This is a genomic window from Bifidobacterium sp. N4G05, assembly GCF_002742445.1.
GTDB lineage: Bacteria > Actinomycetota > Actinomycetes > Actinomycetales > Bifidobacteriaceae > Bifidobacterium > Bifidobacterium hominis.
Map to the genome: position 1 here is coordinate 91,570 of NZ_NJNQ01000004.1, position 18,862 is coordinate 110,431.

The window sequence follows — 18,862 nt, forward strand, 5'->3', positions numbered from 1 at the left end:
TCGCTATCAGGCTTCGATTTCTTCGCGACCCGGCTCAGCCCACAGGGTGTGGAATGCACCCGGCTGATCCACACGCTGGTAGGTGTGAGCGCCGAAATAGTCGCGCTGACCCTGAATCAGAGCGGCAGGCAGGCGCGGGGAACGCAAGCCGTCGAAGTACGACAGGGACGATGCGAAAGCCGGAGTCGGCAAGCCATTGCGTGCGGCTTCGGCCACCACGTTGCGCCACGAGTTTTCGGCGGTTTCGATGGCGTTTTTGAAGTACGGGGCAAACAGCAGCGACACGTTAGCCTCACCGGATTCGAACGCTTCGGAAATACGGTTGAGGAACTTCGCACGGATGATGCAGCCACCACGCCAGATGCGTGACACGGCAGCCAGATCGATATCCCATCCATATTCTTCGGCGGCAGTAGTGATCTCGTTGAAGCCCTGGGCGTAGGCGACGATCTTGGAAGCGTAGAGTGCCTGACGGATGTCTTCGATGAAGGCCTTCTTCTCATCGTCGGTGAGGTTCAGCTTGCCGTCAGGGCCATTGAAGCCCTGCTTGGCGGCTTCCTCACGCAGATCAGCTTCGGAGGAAAGACCACGGGCGAACACGGCCTCGGCAATGCCGGTGACCGGAACGGCCAGAGACAGTGCGGTCTGCACGGTCCACGTGCCAGTGCCCTTCATGCCAGCATGATCGACAATCAGATCAACCAGCGGCTTGCCGGTCTTCTTGTCGACCTGATGCAGCACTTCGGCGGTGATTTCGATCAGGTAGGAGTCGAGTTCGGTCTTGTTCCACTCTTCGAACACGTCACCGATCTCAGCCGGGGTCATGCCGAGGCCGCGACGCATCAGATCGTAGCTTTCGGCGATGAGCTGCATATCGGAGTATTCGATGCCATTGTGCACCATCTTGACGAAGTGGCCGGCACCGTTAAGTCCGATATGGGTGACGCACGGATCACCTTCGGCCTTTGCTGCGATGGATTCGAAAATCGGCTTCAGCGTCTTCCAAGATTCTTCGGAGCCGCCCGGCATCATGGAAGGTCCAAGCAGAGCGCCTTCCTCACCACCGGACACGCCGCATCCGACGAAATGCAAGCCGCGAGCGCTGATTTCCTTCTCGCGACGAATGGTGTCCGGGAAGTAGGCGTTGCCTGCGTCGACGATGATGTCGCCCGGTTCCATCAGGTCGGCGAGCGCGTTGATCATGGCGTCGGTCGGCTCTCCGGCCTTGACCATGATGATGGCGGTACGCGGCTTGACGAGGCTGTCCACGAACTCTTCGAGGGTTTTTGCCGGGAAGAATTCGCCTTCGCTGCCGTGTTCGTTCATGAGCTTTTCGGTACGACCGTAGGAGCGGTTGAACACGGCCACTTTGTTGCCGTGGTGTGCGAGGTTACGCGCGAGGCTACCGCCCATTGCGGCAAGACCGACTACGCCGACGTTTGCTTCAGCTGACATGCTGACCCCTTCCATCAGGAAAAGTAGTACTTTATGAACCGTTCTTTAGTGTAGACCCGAGCTACCCCAGAACCATGGACCGTCTCAAGTCTGACATCCTGTCAAAGCTGATACCATGCCAAATCTGACGTATCGTCAATCATGTGGCGCGATGGTGCGTACAAAACGCATAGCTTCGGCAGGTGTGAGTGATGGCACGTAGGCTTGCGCCACAGCAAGCGATATTTGCGGCAGTTTGGCCGCATCGGGATAGCAGATATACACTTTCTCTTCGTCGGGGTGAAATTTCAGTTTGAAACGGAACAGTGAGTGGAATCCGTATGCTGGTTCCATGATGTCTGCGACCATTTGCAGTGCATGACGCAACACTTCGCTTTCCTCGTGTTCGCTTTCGCTGGATCCCATGCCGGCTAGTGGTGCCGCCGATAGGCTCATGAATTCCACGTTGTCTTCGTCACGTAGTCGTTCAGCCATGCGTGCAATCAGGAATTCCATGATGCCGTTGACGCTGTCGGTACGGTGCCTCATGAAGTCAAGCGTCCAACCGATGATTGTGCCGTCACGATAGGTGGGCAGCCAGCTGGTTACGCCAAGGACTTTGCCGTTGCCGTCGACCGCGTAGAGCAGGCGCACCCGGGAGTCGATCAGTTCGTCGACGCCGCCCAGGGTGAATCCCATTTCCGGCAGGGCCTTTTTGCCGGCCCACTGTGCGGAAATCTCACGAATTTGCGTTTGCACTGAGAAGGGTGCTTCCTTGAAAGTGGTGAGCACGTCGGTGATGCCGTCTCGTTTGGCTTTGTTGATGGCGGTGCGCACGTCCTGCCATTTCTTGCCTCGGGTCTGCCATTCGTTGGGATTGACAATCATTTCCGTGCCGACGTCAAGTGAATCCCATCCGGCTTTGGCAAGTTCGGCTCGCTGCGACTCGTGTACGCTGTAAAATACGGGCGTCCAGGAATGCTGCGCGCAGAATGTTGCGAAATCAGTGAGATCTTCCGCATATTCGTGTGGATCTCCGAATGGTCCTGTCACCGTCAATGCGATGCCATACGACACTCGATAGGCGATTGCGGAACGTCCGGTTGCAGAAAACCAATAATCATTGCCTTCCCAAGTTGCCATGAATGACATGGATTCGCCGCCAAGCGGAATAATCGCGTCAACATGATGGCGCGAAGCGTCATTCACCATGGAACGATCCCGCAAACAATCCCAAACACACAGCAGGGCGATAACCCAAAACACCGGACCGACGCACTGATATACCAGCACGGAGATTTGCCCGACGGGTACAAACTCAGGTTCGATCGCACTCAGCAGTCCGATCGGCAACAATCGTTGCACATAATCGGCAAGCAATGCAATCAATTGCGGACTTTCGTTGAAATCCTCGGGAGAGGCAAGCCCATACCCGACATACATCAATCCCAACAACAGAAAAGCCGACAATGCACCTGCCGCAGCGCGCAACATAATCTCACTTCTGGTGCGAATCATAAAACACTGACGGAACGCAATGACGATAACGATAAAAATCAATGGCAATGCCATAGTGGAAAACATTGCGTGAAACGCACCGTGACGAACCAACGCAGGCAACGCATCAGCCTGCGAATCGCCAACATTTCGCAGCGGAAGCATCACATAGAACAGCATCGCAAATACCACCGTGCACGCGTTGAACAGCACGCTTAACACGGCGGCAATGCGGCGTCCGCGGTACAGACCCCATGCGATCAACAGCAGCATCAGCGTCGGCATCAACGACACCAGCCAGTTTCCGGGCATGGTGAATCGCATCATACGATATTGCGCGAAACAGCTGGCATGCGAGGAACCGTTGAGGCAATCCAACACTTGTTCCGTATCGAATTCCGTGGAACCGGTCAGCAATCCGAACATGGAAAGCAATCCAAATGATTGCCTTGAGGAAACGGCAACCAGCGAACCGACCGCCTGCACGCCGGCAGCAATACCAATCAGCCTGCGCATCTCGTACAAGGCACCATGCCTATACACATCGCCTTGACTTTCGGACGCCATCAAATAACCAAGCACATGACCGATCAGCGCGGCAGCCAGCAAACAATAATCGCTGGCCTCGCCACGGTAGAGGAACATGATCAGCACCACGCTATAGCCGATCACACGAATGCGCCGACGCCACAGCATGGCGGTGAATGCGCTGGCGCACATCAGCGTGCCCATCACAACAACCAGCGGCCCCAAAATCGCGCCATCATGCGAAATCGCATGCCATTGCGGACTTTTGCCTGCGAACAGCGAACATAATCCCATGCCCAGCGCTATGCCGCCAAGCGTGGTGATCAGCGACACCCATGCCGTCTTCACCTTTCCAATCACCGTTTCGCATAAGCCGAATGCGATGAGTATCAGTGGAATGTCGATCAGCAGACGACCCAAATGAGGTACTGACAGCAGTGAGATCGGCGCGGTATACCAGCACCCATGCGCGAGCGCGTCAAAACTCACGCGCGATAATTGCGGCGGAAATTGCATATGTCTGATGCCGCATACGAGCTGCATGCCGACATTGAACAGCGTGATGAACAGCACGAAGCCCAAGGTCATACGGTGCCGACGCATCCAGTCGGCAAGATCGGATATGAGCGCGCGAAAGCCGAACAATGGTTTTACTGCTGATTCCTGCGATTGCGTTGTCATGACAATGCTTCCGTTCGATAATTCGGATTAATGATTCTATAAATGATTCAGATTGACGATTCAGATTGATACTTGTGATCGCGAGTTGCCGACGCGTCAAAACGACATGTCAGATCGCGATGCGTTTGAGATTCGGATAGTCCGCCAATTTCGGCTTGGCGTCGCTCAGTCCCGTGTTACAGCCGAATACGGCAAGTCCGTACCGCAACGTGTCTTGCACGGCATGCCAGTCATGCGCATTGCCAAGCGATTCGACCGCCGTAACATGCATGCCCGCCTGTTGGGCAACCGGTGCGATGCGTTCGGCATTGCGCACGGACTCGTGATCACGCTCCCCCGCACCGATAACAAGCGTCTGGTTCGAAGGCGCACGGTTGCGAATGGCGTTGATGGGAATCTGCTTCTCGTATGCGGTGCGATCTCCGCGGAAGAACCGGCTGATCATACTGCTTTCACTGCCATTGGTCGGTTTGAGCTCGCTGCCGGTGGGGATGATGGTGCCGAACAAATACGGATGGTTCGCACCGATTTGCAACGAACATGTGGCTCCCTGCGAAAAACCTGCGATTGCCCAATCTTGTGCTTGCCATGCCGCAGGAAGATTGGTTCTCACCCAGTCGACCACGTCTTTCGTCAAGTAGGTCAGCACATTGCCGTACACCGGCGAATCCACGCATAGGGTGTTATGCGAATCGTCTCCCAACTGGTCGGCCGCAATAACAATGGGTGCGAGTCCGCCATGATGCTGCGCATAATCGTCCATCATGGTTTGGATGCCGCCCGCGGCAAACGCGCGCCCCGGAGAACCCGGCTGGCCGCTCATCATCAGTATGACCGGCAACGCCGGCTTGTGCTTGGCTGTGGCAATCGCTGCCGGCGGCAGATATACCAGCGCCTGTCGCGCCTCGAAATGCGATGTTGTGGCTGGAATATTTACCTTACTGACTTCGCCATGTGCGGGAATATCGCTGATGCTACCGTCTGCCGCTTCCTGCTTCCATTGCGTGACGCTAATCAAATCGCTGCGTTTCGCCATTCCCGTCAGGTCGGCTTCGTGATAGGTGTCTTGGCCGAACAGTGATCCGATGGTGGCATATTCTCCATACGCCTGATCGATGCCGGTGGCGGCGGAAAGCACTGCGCATGCCACCAATATTACGGCGACGGCACGCAACACTCCCCTATGCAGCATCGCATGACTGACCGCAAATCCGATGATCGCACAACCGCAACCAGCCCATGCGATCACACGCGGGCCCAGCCCAACACCGAACACCACAAACACGTCCGACAGCAACCAGGCAATCACCCATCCAACAATGCCGGCAATAACCGCAATCACCATCGGACACGCAACTACGGCAATTGCACGTTTACCGTCGCCACGGCTTTCGCCAACCGTCTCCCATATTGCAATACCCAACAGTGTCGCCGCCAGTACCGCAGTTATCGAAAACAACGTTGCCGGAAACCAGCCATCCACCAAACTTATGTTCATCAACCATGTACGCATGCGCACTTCTTGCTTTCATATTCTTCATTTCCAATGTGCCATTTGTAGTCCACGAAACGTTGGCACGACCTCATCCTTGAGACTGATTTTCCTTGGAAGATCAACGAAAAATACTGTGAGTAAGCTGAATGGACGATGCTATTCGGCAGCGTTCTTGCCTTTGCCGATAACGCCTCGAACGCACGTTCCAATGGTTTGATCAAATAATGTGATTCCAGCTTAGAATACGTTAAGAAACACATCCAATGTTCCCGACCGGCAGTCAAGCGGTATGGTGTTGGACTATGCAGTATGTTTTTTCAGCTTCGAATGTTTCCTGTATCGTGCCTGTCGATGGTGAGCAGCGCACGATTTTCAGCGGATTATCCGTTGATGTGAAGTTTGGTGAGATTGTGGATTTGGTCGGACCTTCCGGATCGGGCAAGAGTAGTCTGCTTACCGCTTTCGCACGATTGAATCCGAATGCGACCGGCGATTTTCAGCTTGAAGGGCGATCTGCCAGCGAATTCACACCGCAACAGTGGCGTAGTCAGGTGGCGTATTTGCCGCAGAAGCCGGTATTAATCGGTTCGAGCGTGGCCGAGGCGATTCGTTTGCCGTTTACATTGGCTATTCGTGCCGGCGAAGACAAGCACGGATTCAGCAGGAAATGGTCGGCTGGCAAGTCTCTCAAACCCGCCGATCTGCTGCCGGATGATCGCATTCGAGCCACGCTTGACGCCATTGGCTGCGCGGATATTGATTTGGGGCGCGCTCCGCATGACTTGTCTGGAGGCCAGGCCGCCCGGGTGAGTTTGGCGCGCACCTTGCTTACGTCGCCGAAAGTGCTGCTTGCCGATGAGGTTGATGCCGGTTTGGATGATGAGAACGCCGATAAGGTGGCATCCATCCTGGCTCAGGCCGCAGAGCAGGGCATGACGGTGATTCGTATTCGCCATCGTCCACCGGACGGGCGTGCCACGCGTATTCTCACACTGGCCAAAGGCGTATTGCAGAGTGCGAATGCTCCGCTCACCGAAGCAACCAATGATTCCAATGATTTCACGGCACAGTCCGATTCGGTGCAAGGAGTGCAGGCATGAGCGGCAATTACTATTCCATTGATATTTGGGGTCTGCTCATCGCATTGGTTATGGTCGGCGTGGCCGCGGGCATTTCCGAAGCGATGCGCATGGGCATTGGCAAGACACTGCTATGGTCGGCATGCCGCGCGTTGCTGCAATTGTGCGCCATGGGTTTCATTATGGAGTTCGTCATCAAGTCGAACAATCCATGGCTGGTGCTGCTGCTGGTGATGTTCATGCTGATCGCGGCCGTGCAGATCACCCTGTCTCGCGCCAAAGGTGTGCCGAAGGGCTTGGCCGGTCCCGTGTTTTTGAGCTTGGTCATCACCATGCTTATTATGATTTCGTTGGTCACCGAATTGATCATTCGCCCGCAACCTTGGTATGCGCCGCAATTGGTGGTACCGTTGACCGGCATGCTGCTCGGCAATACCGTGTCCGCTTTGGCGGTTGGATTGAGCCGGTTTTTCGAAAGCATGAAGGAACGCCGTGACGAAGTGGATACGCTGCTGGCGTTGGGTGCGACCGCCTGGGAGGCCGCGCGCCCGTCCATCGTCTCGTCGATTCGTTTGGGTTTGCTGCCAACTACCGCTTCGCTGGCGTCCAGCGGCATTGTGACGGTGCCTGGCATGATGGCCGGTCAGATCATCGCCGGCGGCAATCCTATCGATGCGGCGAAATACCAGTTCCTGGTTCTCGCCGCCATTGCAGCGTTGACACTTCTAGCTGACAGTCTCATTATGGTGATGGCGTACCGCAAGTGCTTCACTGCAGACGACCAATATAATCCGATTGCAGACTGAACGACTTTCATATAGCCAATCAAATTAATAGACGATCAGTTTTAATAGAAAACGGTGTCCGCCAAGTGTTCATGAACCTTGGCGGACACCGTTTTCTATTGTTTACCAGTTATGCAAGCTTTGATTTTGCATTTCAGCGATCAACGCGTGCGGAATGGCGCTTTCCTGATGTTCGCATGGCGATGGCGTGACTGCCCTGCATGCTTGTCGTGACGTCTGTCACGGCCGCCACGCTTGACTTCCGTATGACGGTCATAGCGTTTCGCATCCGAGGAACGCTCGTCATGCTTCTTGCCGTTGGAACGACGATCGTCGTCATATCGACGTTCGGCACGGGCTTCAGACTTGCGCTGCTTCTTGCTTGGCGCCCCCTGCTTTTTCGCAAGCTGCGCGGACTTCTTCTTTCCCAGCCCCCTGCGATTGTCGGTATTGCCGTAATCGCCGTCGTGCCTACGCTTGTTCGCCGTTTCGTGCTGTTCGTTGTCACTGCGCTGTTGCTCATGCAGGCGCGCGTACTTTTCACGACGCTTGTTGTTGCGCTTTTCCTCACGCTGTTCACGGTGTTCCTCCTGAATTTCAGGATGTTCCCAACGATGTTCACGCGCTTCGAATTCGCGATTGTCACGACCTTCAAACTTGGCGGCACGGCGTTCCGCACGGTTCTTCTTCGGTTCGAACTTCTTCGCGCTGTCGTTACGTTCCTCACGCTGGTCGCGATCGCGACGATCCCTGCGTTCGGACTTAAACGGCTTGCCGCCCTTGTCTTTGCCGCGATCCTTGTTACGCCCGCCGGAACGGTTCGGCCTGCCGGAACGTTCGCCGTCGGCACCCCCCTTGCCGTTCTTCCTACGGCGCGGATTTCCTGCCGGTTGCGACTGCTCAAGTGTCCAGCCGAATACCGGCTCGGCCACTTCACCTACGAGTTCCAACACTTCCGGCGAATCAGGGGTCACGTCAATCGGTTCGACCGTCAGTCCGGCCTCACGCATCATGCGACGGGTCCTGCGGCGCTGGTTCGGCAGAATGATGGTCACCACGTCACCGGAATGACCGGCTCGCGCGGTTCGTCCGGAACGATGCAGGAAGGATTTCGGATCTTCCGGCGGTTCGACCTGCACCACGAGTTCCACACCGGAAACGTCAATGCCTCGCGCGGCCACATCGGTGGCCACCATAACGTTCACATCGCCGGAGTTGAAGGCGGCCAGATTGCGGTCACGCTGGTTCTGGCTCAGATTGCCGTGCAATTCAGCCGCAGGAATGCCGTTCTGCGTTAAATCCTTGGCAAGCTTCTGCGTCTGGAATTTGGTACGGGTGAACAGAATGCGACGGCCCTTGCCGGAAGCGAGGGTGCGCACCAGCTCGTGACGGTCGCTCAGCGTGGTTTTGAACACATGGTGGGTCATCTCGTCAACGGTCGCCGTCGCGGAATCGACGCTATGCACCTTCGGATCGGACAGGAAGGTTTCCACCACTTCGTCCACGCCATGGTCGAGCGTGGCGGAAAACAGCATGATCTGCGCATCGAACGAAATCTGGCCGAGCAGTCGCTTGACGGGCGGAAGGAAGCCCATATCGGCCATTTCGTCGGCCTCATCAATAACCGCAACCTCAACCTTGTCCAAGGTGAGCGCGCCCTGTTCGATCAGATCCTCAAGACGACCAGGGCAGGCCACCACAATATCGGCACCGGCCTGAAGGTCACGGATCTGGCGGGCATAACGTACGCCGCCGTACACGGTGGTGGTGTTGATGCCGTATATCTGAGCAAGTGGCATCAGCACGTCGTTGATCTGGTTGGCAAGCTCACGGGTCGGAGCAAGCACCAAGCCACGCGGATGAGGCACGAAATCGTCGGCGCGACGCTCCTCGGCATGAGCCCGCTTCACACGATCAACCTCATGGCGGAACTGGCTCATGGTCTCATATTCGCTGGCATCCACTTCACCCAGGCGAGCGACCAGCGGAATCGAGAACGCCAACGTCTTACCGGAACCGGTACGACCGCGGCCGAGAAGGTCTCGCCCAGCCAACGAATCGGGAAGCGTGTCGGCCTGAATCGGGAAAGCGGTTTTCTTGTCATCAGCCGCAAGCACGCGGACCAGTGGACCAGGAACGCCGAGTTCGGCGAACGTCAGCGGGCGTTCCTCTTCCTCGCCCATCGCTTCGGAAGCGGCTGCGAGGGTATCTTCATCAAAAACGGTATCGGGCACAATGGCCTTTCATGTCAAATATTACGCACGTTGCGCAAACCTGATAACTGTAGCCTATGCCCGATACTTTTTCTTACGTTCCTTCAATCCTTCATATCCGTTATATTCACGCCGGATTGCGGTTGATTTCGATATCGGTGACGGTCAGATTCGCTTCGTTGACCAGATTGAACAGAATCACTTCGGCCAGTTGGTTGGCACGCATGAAGGTATGCTGCTTTTCTTCCGAAACGTAGTCATGGCTGTCACGGTAGAACGGGGTGTCGATGCCACCTGGATAGACACCCACGATTTTCACACTGGTCCCCTTGTATGCGGCCTGCAAACTCTTGGTGTAGCCCTTCTCGCCCCACTTGGTGGCGCAGTACACGGATTCGTTGGGATTACCTCGCGTTGCCGCAGTAGACATGACGTTGGCGATTTTGAGATCCTGCTCACCATCCGCTTTCAGTGTTTCCACGCTCCACAACACCATGCCTTTCAGGCCCTTCAGACACTTGTCCACATCGGCCGCCTCGTATGCGGTCGGGACTTTGAACGAAGGCTGGCCGGCATTGTTGATCAGCAAATCGATATGACCGATTTTCGAGATTGCGGCAACAGAGTCCTTCACGAACGATTCGTCGGAAATATCGCCCACAAAAGCTCTGTATTCGTCGGCAGCAAAAGTCTTCGACAACTCCGCCTGGCGTGCGCCATTGAAATCAATACCAGCAACGAACCATCCTTTGGCGATCAGCTGTCGAGTCAGCTCGTACCCCAATCCAAGCGCGGAACCGGTGACGATAGCGATTTTCTTTCCTGCTGCGGTACTCATATGACGAACTCCTTCATTCAAAAAAGAACATAGCCCCTTTTTGCACCATCATAACCGTTCAGCCCCACATGAAGTCAAACGATTGACGTTCTTAAAACCACACTCGAAAGCACCAGACAAGCAGAGCAAGAACTTTGAGCTCATTCTTCAGATTCGTATGTCCCGCACAGAAACTCATCGCAAATCTCATTAATCCCTTCTCCGTAGATGCAAAAGACGGCCACCGACAACAAGTCGACGGCCGTCTCATACCCCGTGTTTATTCAGGCTCTAGCACACAAAAACCTTTGCATTACAGGATGTCAGGGTCGCTCTTGTCGATCGTGCCGGTGGCCTTGCCGATGGCCTTCAAGCCGTGGTAGGAGACGAGGATCACGATGGTGCCGATGGCGATGCCGTTGAAGGAAATGCCATTGAACGCGAACGCGAACTGTCCGATGGCGATGATCATGGTGATTGCGGCAACCATGATGTTCAGCGGCTTGTCGAAGTTGACCTTGTTCTCAACCCAAATACGGATGCCGACCATGCCGATCATGCCGTACAGCAGGGTGGTCACGCCACCGAGCACGCCAGCCGGAATCGTGTTGATGATGGCACCGAACTTCGGACACAGGCTCAGCAGCAGTGCGAAACCAGCCGCACACCAGTAGGCTGCGGTGGAATACACCTTGGTGGCTGCCATCACGCCGATGTTCTCACCGTACGTGGTGGTGCCGGAACCGCCGCCGAAACCGGCGATGGTGGTGCCAAGACCGTCGGCGAACAGGGCGGTGCCGATCTGGTCGTCATAATCGCGGCCGGTCATCTGGGAAACGGACTTGACGTGGCCGACGTTTTCGGCAACGAGCACGAGCACCACCGGAACGAACATCGGCAGAATCGTGAAATCAACCTGCGGCAGGTGGAAAGTCGGCAGACCAACCCAAGCAGCCTTGCCGATGGCGGAGAAGTCAACCTGGCCACGAATGCAAGCGTATGCGTAACCGATGATCACACCGATCAGAATGTTGAGTCGGCCAAGCAGACCCTTGAACAGCACTGCTACCAGCAGCACGGCAGCCAAAGTCACGATAGCGGTATCGGGAGCGACCTGGAAGTTGTTCCACACGCTCGGAGCCAGATTGAAACCGATGATGGCCACGATTGCACCGTTGACCACCGGCGGCATGATGATGTCAATCCACTTGGCGCCCGCGAAGTGCACGAGCACACCGATCAGAGCCAGCAGCAAACCGGTGACGAGAATGCCGAAGGATGCGACGGCAATGCCCTTGTTCGCCGTGGTGACGGCGGTGATCGGGGCGATGAAGCCGAAGGACGAACCCAAGTAGCTCGGCAGCACGTTCTTGTTGATCAGCAGGAACAGTGCGGTCGACATGGCCGTGAAGAACAAGGTGGTGGACGGGTCGAAACCAGTCAGAATCGGCACCAGGAACGTGGCGCCGAACATGGCGATGACGTGCTGCGCACCGATTTCGGCGGTGCGCGGCCACGTCAGGCGCTCGTCAGGCTCAACGACTTCGCCCGGCTTCAGCGTCTTGCCGTCACCGTGGACCTGCCACGTGAACAGATTGGACATGCGATTGTCTCCTTAACTCTCTTGCGCGGCAAGCAAAAACGCGCCGCGTGTCACAGCCATTGTAGTGGGGCGTGGACACGGGCGCGTTGCGCACGCAAGATGGGGGCATCAATCGTCGATATCAGCCAATCCGATCATGCAATCAACAGACCAACACACATCACAGGTGACGGTCAACCGCATGAACAACGTCCACCAAATCGCCATTCGACAGCACTGGACGCTTGAATTCACGCCAATCTTCGACCTTCACCACCCAACGATTTTCCGCCTCATCGAATACCGGCCGCGCGGTCTGTTCCCAACGGAACCGCTTATACGTACGCCCGGTCGCCGGATCACGGCGCGAATAATGGAAGCACGTACAATTAGTGATCTTCCATTCGTCGGACGCCGCACGGTGCATGAATTCCTCGTCGGACAGGTCCTCCAAAGTGAGCATAAGCGCCAGCATGAGGTCGCCGTGACTGACCATCACCACGGATTCTGCGTCCGACTTGCGGTTCAGGGACGTGAGCAGATTATGCACGCGGTTTTCGGCCACATCGGCGATCGATTCGCCCGCCGGCGGACGCCAATACAGCGGATCAGTGTTCTTGAACATCCAGTTGCGCGCGTAATTGGTTTTGAAATCGTCTTTCGTGATGGTATTGATCTCACCCCAGGAGCGTTCGCGCAGCACGCGTGTCTCCTCCCATTTCGCCTTAGGCAGGGCCATCGTGGCAGCCGTCTCACGCGTGCGCACGTACGGCGAGACGAGGTAACGGTCGAACAACGGCTGCTGCGAGACCAGCCAGCGGCCGATGCAATCCGCCTGCTTGCGGCCGGTGGCCGTAAGCCTCCACGAACGGTCGGGCACGGTGACGTTGTCCTGCGTATACAGCGAGTTGTCACCTTGTTCACCGGCACTGATAATCACGTTCGCTTCGGATTCGCCATGTCGAATCACATACAAATCAAGGGGCATTCCCATAATATTTCTTTCCTTTTTCTACTTACCTCACGCGCTTCGTAATTCGCTATCCGCGCGTATCGTCATCGAATTGTTTCCACCGTAGCTGATTTGCAAGGATTTCGCACATCAAAGCACGCTGATTTATGCGATTTGTGCACGGAAATTCGCGTTCAGGTTACTTGCGATTCACTTGCGCCACATGCAACGAGACAATGCAGACGTAATCACGACCGATCAACCGTTTATTCCGGCCAAATGCCGGTTTGCGAGTATTTTTTGCGATACTCCCCCGGCGTCATGCCGCTATGTTTCTTGAAGACTTTCGTGAAATGGCTTTGCGACCGGTATGCGAGGATCTGCGCGATCTCATTGAAGCTGTATTCCGAATATTTCAGCATGTTTTCGGCGGCTTCCATACGTTTGTCGGTAATGTATTGCGACAATGACGTTCCCGTTTCGCGTGCGAACAGTTCCGACAGATACGTGGGATTCAAATGCACGTGCTGTGCCAGAATCGCGACGGTGATTTTCTCATGCAGATGGTAGTGGATGTAGTCCATGCATTCGTTGACGGCTTTGGAATGGGTGTCGGTTTTCTGCATGTCGGCCATGGCCCAAGTAAAGAAGGTCATCATGTCGGTGTGCAGTCGGCGCACGTCTTCCGGAGTCTTGCAATTGTCAAGATCCTGAATGTACAGATCGGAAGCGTTGTAGGCGTCTTCCTCGTCCATGCCACCTTCGATGGCGAAACGCGTGGCCAAGGTAATGGTGGTAACGAAACGGTATTTCGCGTTTTTGAGTGGATCGTCCGACAGATGGCCGTATAGTCCAGAATCCCACAGTTTCGCGCTTTCCGAAATGGCATTGACGTCGCCGGCGCGCATCATGTCATACTGTTTCATTTCCTCAACGTAGCGATGGTGGCGTACCCGATCCTCACGCGAAAGAAAGTCCAGGTACCCCAGTTTCGCCTCATCGACAATCGCCATTATTCCCCTGCCGTTTTGTACCTATCTTTCTTTCAAGGATATCGCCATTGCACACAAAAACCGATCTATTTTGCTTAGAAGTAGGTGGACCAGCCGAGTTTGACGGCAAGGATGATGCCGGTCAGCACGGCGGCGGCACGCATGATGTTCTCCGGAATATGGCGGGTGACGGGCGGTGCGATCGCACTGCCGATGGTACAGCCGAGGCACATCATGATGGCGAACGGCCAATACACGGATCCACGAATGATGAACATGATTGCGGCGGAAATGTTCGCACCGAAGCCAACCACGGTTTTCAACGCGTTGATCTGATGGAACGGGCCGATCTTACCCAAATCCAGGATCGCCAAGGCAAGCGTGCCCGCTGCCGCGCCGAAATAGCCGGAATAGACGCCGACGAAACTCACGCCGACCCACAGCCACCACGGATCGTTGCGCAACGTGCCGCTTGCGGTTTTGCTGGCGATCCGCGTGGCTAGTTCGCCTTGATGCGATTGCGGCAGCGCCTGCGCCACGGCGTCGCGCGCGGCCGCCTTCTTCCGTGGGTTGAGCGCGATGATGATCGCGCTGAACAGGATAAGCGGCGGTACCGCGAATTCGAAGACCTTCGCCGGCAGTTCCAACAGCAACAGCCCGCCGATGATGCCGCCGACCAATCCGATGCAGGCATAGACGGCCACGCGCGTGCCTTGGCCTTTAAGCTCCTTTCGGGCGGAAAGCAGTCCGCCGATGCCCGTACCGCACACGCCCACCGTGTTCGTGGTGTTGGACAGCACAGGCGGAATGCCGAACGCCAGCAACGCCGGATAGGAGATCAGAGAGGATGCGCCGACCGCGTATCCAACGAATCCTGCACCGACGCCGGCTGCGAGCACCAGCAGCAATGTGGTGATGGACACTCCCGCGATCATGGCCGTTACTCCCGATTCCCCGACTGATATGACAACGGGAGCCAAGCGTAATGGCTTGGCTCCCGAAAATACCTGTTTTGTTCAGAACGTGGCTGACTGCCGCGTTTGGACTATCGTTGTTCAGTGATTGCGCTTGGCGATCAGCGACTCGGTCCAGTAGGCGGCGAGCGGGATCAGAGCCCACTGTAAGGCGAGTCCCGGCAGACCGGCGGCCAGGTCGCTCGTCCATGTTGCGGCGACCGTCTTGCTTGAGCCGAACGCGAACACAGCGATCGCAGTGGCTGCGGTCAGCACCACACGGCCGGCCAGCTGGACGATGACCACCTTCACCAGACTCGGCAGCTTGACCTCACGCAACAGACCGGCCACAAGACCATACGCGAACAATTCCACCATCATCAGCGGCAGCATCGCCAGCATCGGCATGCCGGACAGCAGGAAGCTGGCGAGCGGCGCGGCGGCTCCGGCGATGGCGCCAGCGGCAGGACCGGCGATCAGGCCGACGAAGATGATCGGCAGATGCATCGGCAGGAACGCGACGCCAAGCATGGTGCCCTGCCCGGAAACGGCACCGATGACATGGAACAGCTGCGGCAATGCTACCGCGGCCACAATGGCCAGCACAGTGGCCGCGGCTTTGATGCTCAGGCTCAGCTTCGGCAGGTCGGCACGACGCAAGGCGCGCACGGACATGGTTGCGGAATCAGACATATTCATTCTCCTTTTGTTTTCTTCTCTTCAATGGTCGTCATACGTTATCCGGCGATGCAGTGTCGACAATCATGTCGGCAGCCGATTCGGTTCCGGTCTCTTCGAAATAACGGTTTTCCAACGGAATCCACTCATCGACGAATCGTCGCAGCATGCGCGGATTACGTTGCTCGAGCCGACGCAGTTGCTCAGCAGGCGTAATCGCAAGGCAGATCATGCAATCGTAGTACCCGCGCAGATCGGGATGCATGCTGTAGCTGCCTTCCACGATGGTCAGACGTGCCGGTTCGACGGTACGAGAGGCCGCAAAATCGCCCGCACGACAATCCCATGGACGGTATTGCGCGGTTTTTCCGGCGAGAAGCGGCGCCAATACTTCCATTTCGAACCGTTCGCGGTCCACGTTCCCGCCGGGCTGCGCGAATCGTTCCGTCGTGCGCTGCTCGGGACGTAGAAAAAAATCGTCCATATGCAGCACGTTGCCGCCGAAACGCTTGTTGACGGTTGCGGCGAGCGTGGTTTTGCCGGATGCGCACGGCCCGTCTATGGCAACGAACACATGGTCGCGTTCGGCAAGCAGCGCTTCGATATGGGCGATTGCGACACCACCGGTTCCCGCTGGTTTCGTGGTCATTGCGGACACTGTCAGCCGAGCACGGTCAGCCGGTACGAGCGTGAACCGATGCCGAGCTCTTCGGCGTATTCGAGCGTGTGTTCGCCGTGGCGGGAAGCGATGCGTTCGGTGACGGAAGCTCCGTCGGGGGCAACGTGGATAAGGTCCACGCATGCCTGATCGAGCGCCACCGGGTCAAGCGATGACAACACGCCGATATCGTGCATGTCCGGTTCGGATGGGGTGGGGAAGCAGTCGCAGTCCACGGACAGGCGGTTCATGACGTTCAGATACATCATGTTGCCATGCATGTGGCTGATCACTGCTTCGTCGGCTTCAGCCATCGATTCGAGGAAGTCATCTTGGTCGGCTTCCACCCAGCGGTCGGTGGCCACGCCCGCGGAATGGATCCAGCGTTTGCCGTTCGACGATGCGATGCCGATGGACACGTTTTTGAGCGCGCCACCGAAGCCGCCCATCGGATGCCCCTTGAAATGCGAGAGCACGAAAATGGAATCATAGTCGTCGATATGCTTGCCGACGATGTCATAAGCGATATGACGGTGCTTGGCTACCGGAATTTCGATTTCACCGCCCATGTCCATGATTTGGATCGGTGCGATATCCGCGTATCCACGTTCCTTGAACACGGCAAGGCTTTTCTCAGGCGTCTCGCGATTGCCGTCATATGCCGTGGCGCATTCAACCAATGTTCCACCAATCTCCTGCACCAAATCCTTGACCAGCGCAGGATTCAGATTATTGGATTTTTCGGATTCTCCGGAATGGATTTTGATGGCGACCTTACCTTCCGTCTTGGCTCCCAACGCATGGTACGCGACAACCAGGCTTTCCGGCGTAATCACGGGAGTGAAGAACACCTCGGGAGCCGACGCATCATCTGTACGATGCTCCAATTCCTGCGCTTTCGCAATATCGAAATCAGTCATAATCCTCCTCGATTCTGCTCACTTCAGCATAACCGATTTCAGATTATCAAGCTCAAGTTTGGTTTAACCAAACCGACACTCCTGTCATTTCAACCATTCCATCGGAACAGCGCAAGACCATGTCCATGTCTTAACCCGAACTCATTGCGTTTACATGTTGACTGCTACGCTTACCGAGTTCTCACGATTCGCCAAAAGAATGTCGAAGGCGTTGACGTACCGCGCGATAATCATTAAAGAAAGGAACATCATGGCGGAACTTGTTACGATGGCACTGTTCTGTGCGGCTTTGATCGCCTGCATCATAACCAACATATCCATCGTTCCCGCACTGCTGGCCGGCGTGGTCATGTTCCTCATCCACGGAAAACTCACTGGTCACAGGTTTACAACCATGCTTTCCAAAGGATTCGCCTCCGTACGCGCCGCAAGCATTGTGGTGGTGACGTTCGTGCTGATTGGTCTGCTGACCACGCTATGGCGCGCCGCCGGCACCGTGCCGTTCATCGTGGCGAACACTTCCAGCCTAGTGCGTCCGCATGTGGTGATTCTGCTCGCCTTCCTGCTCAACTGCCTCATGTCGCTGTTGACCGGCTCATCATTCGCGTCGGCCGCCACCATGGGCGTCATCACCATGACGCTCGGCACGTCCATGCAGGTTTCGCCCGTATTCCTCGGCGGTGCGATTCTGTCGGGCGTCTATTTCGGCGACCGCTGCTCCCCTGTTTCCACCAGCGCGCAATTAGTCAAAACACTCACACATACGAATATTTTCGACAATATCGTACTGATGTTGAAAACATCTATTGTTCCGTTCATCATCACGTGTGCGATTTATGCTGTGTTGGCTTTGTGCACGCATCCTTCCGCAGGTTCCATTGACATCACGGGATTGTTCTCAAGCGCGTTCGATCTTCATTGGGTTACCGTTATTCCCGCGTTGGTGCTTGTGGTGCTTGCGATCGCCCGAGTGGATGTGCGTATTACGATGGGCGCGAGCATTCTTACCGCATTGCCGGTTTGCGTGCTGGTGCAGCATATGGATTGGCTGGAGATTGGCCGTGCTTTGGTGTTCGGTTTTCATTGTTCGAACGCTCAGGTGGCGTCGTTGATTGACGGTGGCGGCATTGTTTCGATGATCAAGGTGATACTGATCGTCTGCATTTCCTCGTCGTATTCCGGTATTTTCCAGGAAACGGGGTTATTGGATGGCACGCATCGGCTTATCGCTTCGATGGCGGAGCACATCAGCGTGTTTGGTGCGACTTTGGTCACGTCTGTGGTTGCGAGCGCGGTTGCCTGTAATCAGACATTGTCGATTATGTTGACTGATCAGTTGTGCGGCAATTTGGAAAACGACGAGCGGCGCAAGGTTATTAATTTGGAGGATACCGCCGTTGTGGTGGCTCCATTGATTCCATGGTCGATTGCCGGCGCGGTGCCGCTTGCTTCGGTTGGGGCTCCTACGGAAAGTCTGTTGTTGAGCTGTTTTCTGTATTTGCTGCCGATTTGTTCGCTGGTTCGTACCTTGATTGCGGATCGTCGCAAAGTTTCGGATTAATACCAGATTACTTTTAATGCAAATAAAAAAATGTGCC

15 protein-coding genes are annotated in these 18,862 nt (G+C 55.9%); 3 read left to right on the top strand and 12 right to left on the bottom strand.

Annotated features, from left to right (window positions below):
• Positions 1-6: 6 nt before the first annotated feature.
• From gndA to CE153_RS05120, 3 genes are all read right to left on the bottom strand, one after another.
• Positions 7-1,455, bottom strand: a complete 1,449-nt coding sequence (gene gndA, locus CE153_RS05110; RefSeq protein ID WP_099570721.1) for an NADP-dependent phosphogluconate dehydrogenase — start codon at positions 1,453-1,455, stop codon at positions 7-9.
• A gap of 135 nt (positions 1,456-1,590) precedes the next feature.
• Positions 1,591-4,140: a bifunctional lysylphosphatidylglycerol flippase/synthetase MprF gene (locus CE153_RS05115; protein ID WP_099595390.1), complete on the bottom strand. Its 2,550-nt coding sequence runs from the start codon at positions 4,138-4,140 to the stop codon at positions 1,591-1,593.
• 109 nt (positions 4,141-4,249) lie between these two features.
• A complete protein-coding gene (locus tag CE153_RS05120) occupies positions 4,250-5,653 on the bottom strand; it encodes an alpha/beta hydrolase (protein ID WP_099595391.1) in 1,404 nt (467 codons plus the stop codon).
• Between the two features lie 284 nt (positions 5,654-5,937).
• Between CE153_RS05120 and CE153_RS05125 the strand changes: the two genes are divergently transcribed.
• The gene (locus tag CE153_RS05125; RefSeq protein WP_099595392.1) at positions 5,938-6,735 is read left to right on the top strand and encodes an ABC transporter ATP-binding protein; all 798 of its coding nucleotides are present in this window, start codon (positions 5,938-5,940) and stop codon (positions 6,733-6,735) included.
• Positions 6,732-7,520, top strand: coding sequence for an ABC transporter permease (locus tag CE153_RS05130; RefSeq protein ID WP_099570725.1), 789 nt, complete (start codon positions 6,732-6,734; stop codon positions 7,518-7,520). The genes CE153_RS05125 and CE153_RS05130 overlap by 4 nt, the downstream gene beginning before the upstream one ends.
• A gap of 140 nt (positions 7,521-7,660) precedes the next feature.
• On the opposite strand, the gene CE153_RS05135 is transcribed toward CE153_RS05130, so the two are convergent.
• From CE153_RS05135 to CE153_RS05175, 9 genes are all read right to left on the bottom strand, one after another.
• Entirely contained in the window at positions 7,661-9,733 is a 2,073-nt protein-coding gene (locus CE153_RS05135; protein ID WP_099595393.1) for a DEAD/DEAH box helicase, read from the bottom strand.
• Positions 9,734-9,839: 106 nt separating this feature from the next.
• Positions 9,840-10,550, bottom strand: coding sequence for an SDR family NAD(P)-dependent oxidoreductase (locus CE153_RS05140; protein ID WP_099595394.1), 711 nt, complete (start codon positions 10,548-10,550; stop codon positions 9,840-9,842).
• 292 nt (positions 10,551-10,842) lie between these two features.
• Positions 10,843-12,132: a uracil-xanthine permease family protein gene (locus CE153_RS05145; protein ID WP_099595395.1), complete on the bottom strand. Its 1,290-nt coding sequence runs from the start codon at positions 12,130-12,132 to the stop codon at positions 10,843-10,845.
• Positions 12,133-12,292: 160 nt separating this feature from the next.
• Positions 12,293-13,105: a histidine phosphatase family protein gene (locus CE153_RS05150; RefSeq protein ID WP_099595396.1), complete on the bottom strand. Its 813-nt coding sequence runs from the start codon at positions 13,103-13,105 to the stop codon at positions 12,293-12,295.
• 224 nt (positions 13,106-13,329) lie between these two features.
• Positions 13,330-14,076 (bottom strand): helix-turn-helix domain-containing protein, encoded by a 747-nt coding sequence (locus CE153_RS05155; protein WP_099595397.1) that lies wholly within the window; start codon positions 14,074-14,076, stop codon positions 13,330-13,332.
• A 74-nt stretch (positions 14,077-14,150) separates the two neighbouring features.
• Positions 14,151-14,990 (bottom strand): sulfite exporter TauE/SafE family protein, encoded by an 840-nt coding sequence (locus CE153_RS05160; RefSeq protein WP_099595398.1) that lies wholly within the window; start codon positions 14,988-14,990, stop codon positions 14,151-14,153.
• A gap of 120 nt (positions 14,991-15,110) precedes the next feature.
• On the bottom strand, positions 15,111-15,701 hold the full coding sequence (locus CE153_RS05165; RefSeq protein ID WP_099595399.1) for an ECF transporter S component: 591 nt from the start codon (positions 15,699-15,701) through the stop codon (positions 15,111-15,113).
• A 37-nt stretch (positions 15,702-15,738) separates the two neighbouring features.
• Entirely contained in the window at positions 15,739-16,335 is a 597-nt protein-coding gene (locus CE153_RS05170) for a uridine kinase family protein (protein ID WP_099595400.1), read from the bottom strand.
• Between the two features lie 11 nt (positions 16,336-16,346).
• Positions 16,347-17,264 carry a DUF362 domain-containing protein gene (locus tag CE153_RS05175; protein ID WP_099595401.1) on the bottom strand — a complete coding sequence of 306 codons (918 nt, stop codon included), beginning with the start codon at positions 17,262-17,264 and terminating at the stop codon, positions 16,347-16,349.
• Positions 17,265-17,514: 250 nt separating this feature from the next.
• Here CE153_RS05175 and CE153_RS05180 point away from each other — a divergent pair, with 250 nt between their 5' ends.
• Positions 17,515-18,825 (top strand): Na+/H+ antiporter NhaC family protein, encoded by a 1,311-nt coding sequence (locus tag CE153_RS05180; RefSeq protein ID WP_236824475.1) that lies wholly within the window; start codon positions 17,515-17,517, stop codon positions 18,823-18,825.
• Positions 18,826-18,862 lie beyond the last annotated feature (37 nt).

Excerpts from the sequence above, each read along its gene's own strand:
- gndA (WP_099570721.1), bottom strand. The coding sequence starts at position 1,455 with ATGTCAGCTGAAGCAAACGTCGGCGTAGTCGGTCTTGCCGCAATGGGC.
- CE153_RS05115 (WP_099595390.1), bottom strand. The coding sequence starts at position 4,140 with ATGACAACGCAATCGCAGGAATCAGCAGTAAAACCATTGTTCGGCTTT.
- CE153_RS05120 (WP_099595391.1), bottom strand. The coding sequence starts at position 5,653 with ATGCGTACATGGTTGATGAACATAAGTTTGGTGGATGGCTGGTTTCCG.
- CE153_RS05125 (WP_099595392.1), top strand. The coding sequence starts at position 5,938 with ATGCAGTATGTTTTTTCAGCTTCGAATGTTTCCTGTATCGTGCCTGTC.
- CE153_RS05130 (WP_099570725.1), top strand. The coding sequence starts at position 6,732 with ATGAGCGGCAATTACTATTCCATTGATATTTGGGGTCTGCTCATCGCA.
- CE153_RS05140 (WP_099595394.1), bottom strand. The coding sequence starts at position 10,550 with ATGAGTACCGCAGCAGGAAAGAAAATCGCTATCGTCACCGGTTCCGCG.
- CE153_RS05145 (WP_099595395.1), bottom strand. The coding sequence starts at position 12,132 with ATGTCCAATCTGTTCACGTGGCAGGTCCACGGTGACGGCAAGACGCTG.
- CE153_RS05150 (WP_099595396.1), bottom strand. The coding sequence starts at position 13,105 with ATGGGAATGCCCCTTGATTTGTATGTGATTCGACATGGCGAATCCGAA.
- CE153_RS05155 (WP_099595397.1), bottom strand. The coding sequence starts at position 14,076 with ATGGCGATTGTCGATGAGGCGAAACTGGGGTACCTGGACTTTCTTTCG.
- CE153_RS05160 (WP_099595398.1), bottom strand. The coding sequence starts at position 14,990 with ATGATCGCGGGAGTGTCCATCACCACATTGCTGCTGGTGCTCGCAGCC.
- CE153_RS05165 (WP_099595399.1), bottom strand. The coding sequence starts at position 15,701 with ATGTCTGATTCCGCAACCATGTCCGTGCGCGCCTTGCGTCGTGCCGAC.
- CE153_RS05170 (WP_099595400.1), bottom strand. The coding sequence starts at position 16,335 with ATGACCACGAAACCAGCGGGAACCGGTGGTGTCGCAATCGCCCATATC.
- CE153_RS05175 (WP_099595401.1), bottom strand. The coding sequence starts at position 17,264 with ATGACTGATTTCGATATTGCGAAAGCGCAGGAATTGGAGCATCGTACA.
- CE153_RS05180 (WP_236824475.1), top strand. The coding sequence starts at position 17,515 with ATGGCGGAACTTGTTACGATGGCACTGTTCTGTGCGGCTTTGATCGCC.